Raw genomic sequence first — 4,920 nt, 5'->3', positions numbered from 1 at the left:
TATCATTTTTAAAAAATATATTTGGTTTATAACACAGAATCTTTTCTTTGGTCGCTGTGTGAAAAGAAAAGAAGTCATTTCCAGAACGAATTATTGGGATAATGAATATCCCACGAAAAAATATCGCAACCTGTTTGGAAAAATGTATTAGAAGGGGATTTGTGAAGTGGTGCATTTTGGCAAAGTGGTTGCACCTATTTTAAATGCGAAAAGGCGGTTCCGACCAACGTAAGGATGCGTCTTTTCGCCGCCCGACTTTGGCTGTCAGGCGACCTTGAGGGGTTGGGTTTGAAAGTTCTTCAGATTAAGGAAAAAACCTCTGTTTTCAGTCATTCCATAGCGGAACATAGACCACAATAGAGAACAACCCATTTGAGCCAATGTAGCATTGATATACAAATCCTGTTTTTCCAATGCTTCGGCTAAACTGCAACTCGGTGTATCGTCTGTTTGTTCGGACTGTTTCAGCAGTTCGCCAAATTCATCCGTAACCATTGGCAGGCTTGCGACCGTTTCGTACTTCTCTGATTGTGGTTGTTTGATTTCTCCGATAGTAGATAGTATAACCTGTCCTGTCTGTTGGCTGTTGCCAAAGTCTAACCAATACTTTAGTTCTTCACGGTTGGCTCTGCGTTTGCTCATCGCTTTGAGCATTTCGGCAATATCAAACCGTGCTTGTACATTGTCCACGCAAGTAATATAAATCGTTGCCTTTGCATTTTCGGGCAATCCTCCCAACGCATTGCATTCAAACTTTTGGGTTTCGGCTTTCCAATTCGTTCCCATAAACCGATTGACACGGTTTATTAAGGCTACAGATTTGTACAAGCCTGTTTCGCTTGGTGCAAATCGCTGTCTGCCCAAATTGGCTTCCGTGATAATATCATCATCCCACAAACGTACCTGTAAGCCTGGGTGTTCCAATTCAGTTAGGCTGTGGCTCATTTCCATTAAGGCGGTTAAAACCTTTGAGCCAGTGCCACCTGCACCAATCAAATTGACTTCTATCGGGTTGGTTGGACTTATTAAATAGTTGTCCGTAAAATGAACGGCTGTTTTTACTGTTTCCATTACAATAGATTTTTAAGGGTTTTGTTATTCGGTTTTAATACTTCTTTCGGAAAGGGTTTATCTGTATTTATAAGGTCTTTCCAAAGGGTTACGCAATTGCCTTTTATCGGGTTATGATTGCCTAACAAATGGCTGAAATAGGAATTGAAAAAATAGTATTCCCAAGCCTGTATGAATTCTTCCACCGAAGCGGATTTCTTAATATCAACGCTAACCGTTCCCATACAGACTTTGCCGTCATCATAGATATTGAAATAAGGTGTATGGTACAATTTCGTCTTTTCTGTTGGTCTTCTGTCGCTTGAAAGTGCAAACACGCTCAAACTGTTTTTACTGGCTTTCCAAAGCATTGGCGGTATTGGTGCTTTTCCGTTGGGGGTTTGCAGACTATCCACAAAATACATTTGCCGTTGTTGTGCTTTGGTGTACCAAATGACTGCACCTTTATCCGCATTGGGGTTGATGTGCAGAATGTTGGTCGGTAAAATTCCGTTTGACTTCAAAAAGGCTTTGTTCTTTTCCTGTTCGGTATTCAGTGCCTTTGCCAAAACATTCGCTTCCCTTACGGTCAATGGGTGGGCATTTATGGGGTTGCCATTTTTGTCCATATCAAAATGCTCTACATACACATCGGTATTACTTCCTTTGGTTTCATAGAATACCAAAGCCGATTTTGGGTGGTACAATGTGCCGAAGTCTTGTGTTATATCATTAATCGTTTCCATATTTTCAATTTTAAAAGGTGTGTAAAATGTCGCTTAATCTGTGTAGTAGTTCAAACAATCGGTTTTCAAAACAAAGGTTATTGTCGGTTATATCCCTGCCGTCAAACTGTTTTTGGATAATGGGTTCTTCCATTTGTGCGTACTCCTGCATTTCGGTGTTGACCGATTCTATAAGGGTTTCATTGAGCCAACCTTTGTGGTCTGCGTAAAAGGAAATGTACTTTTCCATACCGATAATGTTTTCCATATCTTCCTCCGATGCTTCTCCGTTGGGTTTTGCATTACGGAATACATTTTCATTCGGATAGGTCTGATAAAGGGCAAAGGCTTCTTTTGCTACGGTCAAACATTCAGTATCAAAATCATCTTTCGCTTTAAAACCGTTGATACGCTGTTCAAATACGGTTAGATTAATGCGGTTATAAATCCGCTGTTCCATATAATCCCCGATATATTCGGCTTGTTTTATCTCGGCAAGATAAACGGCTGTTTCGTCCGTATTTTCGTCCTGCTCCACCCAATCGTTCATCATTTCATACATCCAATACAGATAGCTGTCTTCCTGCCTGTAATATGGAATGTCGGCTAAGTGGTATAGATAGGCACAAACGGACAATAGCAAATGGGCGTTTCTTTTCCGTTTATGGTTGTGCAACATTCGATACAACGAAGCAACGGGAATGTAAAAAAGTGTTGAACCTGTATTATAGCGTTCTTCACTTACAAAATAGGTTTTCTTACTATCCTGTACCAAACGGACTTCTTCCCAATCCAAAACCTTTTCCTTTAGTTTTTCTTCCATATCCGACATTGCCAATGCCATATTGTAGGGATATGGAAATTGTCGGGTTGGCATCTGTTCAATTTGGTAATGCTCTGCCAATTTGGAAAGGGACTGAAAAAAATCCCTTTCCATTTTATCCGATTTCCTGCAAGCCTGTACGGTTTTTGTTTCTTTCAGTTTAGGCAGAAACGTACACTTTAGAAAACCATTGGCAACATTGTTGTCGGTACTGATTTTCGTTTGTCTTTCTGCACTTCGTTTGCATCCTTTGGCTTTTGCATCCAATTGGCGAACTCGTTCAACTGTCGGTGCAATTGCCGTTGTCGTTGCTGTTCGGGTATTGTGATAGTTCCCGATAGGATATGTATGTGCATAGTTCATCGTTTAAATATTTGGTTTAACCTTTAGTACCCATTACGCTCTCAAATTTGTACTCTACTGCATCATCTTTTATCTGTGGTGCAGATGCTTTTGCCGTTGTGAGTATCGGGTACATATTGGCGTAAAAATTCATTACGGCTTCCACGCTCCAACGTGGCTCGGGGTCGGTCAATCTGATGTCCTGTCCTTTATCTTTGAGTACAAAAACTCTCTCTAATTGCGTTGCTAATAACATAATGCTCGTTTTTAATTGTTAATACTCGTTTTCATCTTCGTCCGCTATGTCTGTTGAAAAATCGGCAGTAGCTTCTTCCGTTTTTGGTGGTTCGGGTGCGGTTTCTTCCATTGCTCCAAAAAGGCTCGGTGTGGCAAACTTGTCGGATAAGGACGTTTTGCGTTTGCGTATCTCGTCCGCTTTTTCGGGGTATTCTGAAATGTCGGGTACTTTTATCCACGCTTCACGGAATTTGCCCTCTTTCTCCAATTCATCCACTTTAGCCATTGCATCTTTATACTTCTTGTCTTTGGCTTCCTTTTCCTTTTTGGCTTTCTCGGTTTTTTCTTTCTCCATTGCCGATTGCTTTTTGACTTCCTCCATCTGTTTAAGGAATTTTTCCATATCCACCATTACGCCCGAGACAGTTTTGATAGGTGCGGTTATCTGCTGAATAAATTCCTCGTCAAACTCTTGGGGTGTGGCGTTAAATGTCAATGGGGGAATGAGGTTTTTGGCGTTATCTCCGCATTGTTCGTTGTTGAGCAAAACCGATACGATTAGGTTGGTTTCTGCTCCCTTTGAAATGTTCAGTTGTAATACTCCTGTAAAGTCCAACTGTGCTATCTGATTGAAAAAATTTGTGTTCATCGTTCTTAAATTTTAATTGTTGTTACTTTTTTCCTTGATTGCTTTTAGTTTCTCGTGCATATCTGCCCAATATTCCTTTCTTTCCTTATCACTTTCTGTTGATGGGTCGTGCTGATATGTTTTATACCAACCTGTTTCTCGGATAGACTTTATGAGGTCGGTAACTTCAATCCATTCCCCTTTTTTATCTATGATTTTCATTGTACTTGCTTTAAAGGTTATGAATGTGCTTCGTCATCGGTATATACTCCATTTTCATAATAGCCTATCAACATTTCCCAAAGACGAATTAGGCTGTTAGTATCTACATAGAAATATTCCGTTCTATAACAATAAATTATATAGAAAGCTTCGTCTTTATACCTTGTTTCAAGGCTCTTGGCTTTCGCCATACTTTTCGCTTCTTCTACTGTTTTTACTTTCATATCCGTTGTTTTTAATAGGCTACCACCGATTATGGCGGTAGCCTGTTGTTATCTAATTAAGGTTTAGGATTTCCGCACCGTCGAAAGCAAATGAGGTACATAGTTCAAATGCTTTCTGTGATTTGAGTTGGGCAGTTCCACCGAGTACAATGCTCTGTAATTTGGCTTCATCGTCTTTGTAATTCCGTACATTCTGAAAGTAGCCTGTAACGGCATTGTACGCCCCGAACAATGTGCCTTTGGTGGTGTTCATCTGTTGCGTGTCGCTTGTCATAGCATACAGAAAGGCATTATCAATTACGTTTTTGAACACGGTGGATATTTCATCGTCTGCACCTTTGTTGATAAGGTCAAGCGTTTCCTTGTTCGGGCAAAGTGCCAACTGTATCAGTTTTTTGACTTCTCGGTCTGTTACCTTTACCTTTGTCCATTGGTTAAAAATGCCCTCTAATTGGTTACTCAATGTGTTGGCTAACCCCATAATCTTGTGAGCGTTCTCGATACGTTGCTTTGCTCCCGAAGTGTGTTTGATGCGGACTACATTCGTCATACTTCGCAATGAAGCGTTAAGGGTGTTTTGGCATACGATACGGATAGGCGTAAACGCTGCGGTAATACTTCCGCTACCATCGTGCGAAGTGGTTAGGAAGTAGGCTCGACACCTGACGC

At 40.7% G+C, this 4,920-nt stretch carries 8 protein-coding genes; all 8 read right to left on the bottom strand.

All coding sequences use genetic code 11. The features are described from left to right. Nucleotides 1-264: 264 nt before the first annotated feature. A complete protein-coding gene (locus FM107_RS13405; RefSeq protein WP_086949011.1) occupies nt 265-1,071 on the bottom strand; it encodes a PRTRC system ThiF family protein in 807 nt (268 codons plus the stop codon). Continuing rightward, nucleotides 1,071-1,796, bottom strand: coding sequence for a PRTRC system protein B (locus FM107_RS13400; RefSeq protein WP_179204483.1), 726 nt, complete (start codon nt 1,794-1,796; stop codon nt 1,071-1,073). The genes FM107_RS13405 and FM107_RS13400 overlap by 1 nt, the downstream gene beginning before the upstream one ends. 10 nt (nt 1,797-1,806) lie before the next feature. Beyond that, nucleotides 1,807-2,961, bottom strand: coding sequence for a hypothetical protein (locus FM107_RS13395; protein WP_086949010.1), 1,155 nt, complete (start codon nt 2,959-2,961; stop codon nt 1,807-1,809). 16 nt (nt 2,962-2,977) lie between these two features. After that, complete coding sequence (locus tag FM107_RS13390; RefSeq protein WP_086949009.1) at nt 2,978-3,196, bottom strand: PRTRC system protein C; 219 nt, start codon at nt 3,194-3,196, stop codon at nt 2,978-2,980. A gap of 18 nt (nt 3,197-3,214) precedes the next feature. Then, entirely contained in the window at nt 3,215-3,826 is a 612-nt protein-coding gene (locus tag FM107_RS13385) for a PRTRC system protein E (RefSeq protein ID WP_086949008.1), read from the bottom strand. 12 nt (nt 3,827-3,838) lie between these two features. Then, nucleotides 3,839-4,027 carry a 3-isopropylmalate dehydratase gene (locus FM107_RS13380; RefSeq protein ID WP_086949007.1) on the bottom strand — a complete coding sequence of 63 codons (189 nt, stop codon included), beginning with the start codon at nt 4,025-4,027 and terminating at the stop codon, nt 3,839-3,841. Nucleotides 4,028-4,044: 17 nt separating this feature from the next. Then, nucleotides 4,045-4,251: a DNA-binding protein gene (locus FM107_RS13375; protein ID WP_086949006.1), complete on the bottom strand. Its 207-nt coding sequence runs from the start codon at nt 4,249-4,251 to the stop codon at nt 4,045-4,047. Nucleotides 4,252-4,303: 52 nt separating this feature from the next. After that, nucleotides 4,304-4,920: DUF932 domain-containing protein (locus FM107_RS13370; protein WP_143559492.1), on the bottom strand; the 617-nt coding region annotated here is incomplete at its 5' end.

The sequence above is a fragment of the Sphingobacterium sp. JB170 genome (assembly GCF_900163865.1).
Classification (GTDB): domain Bacteria; phylum Bacteroidota; class Bacteroidia; order Sphingobacteriales; family Sphingobacteriaceae; genus Sphingobacterium.
The sequence above is the reverse complement of the archived record's forward strand: the minus strand, read 5'-3'. Positions and strand labels throughout refer to the sequence as shown.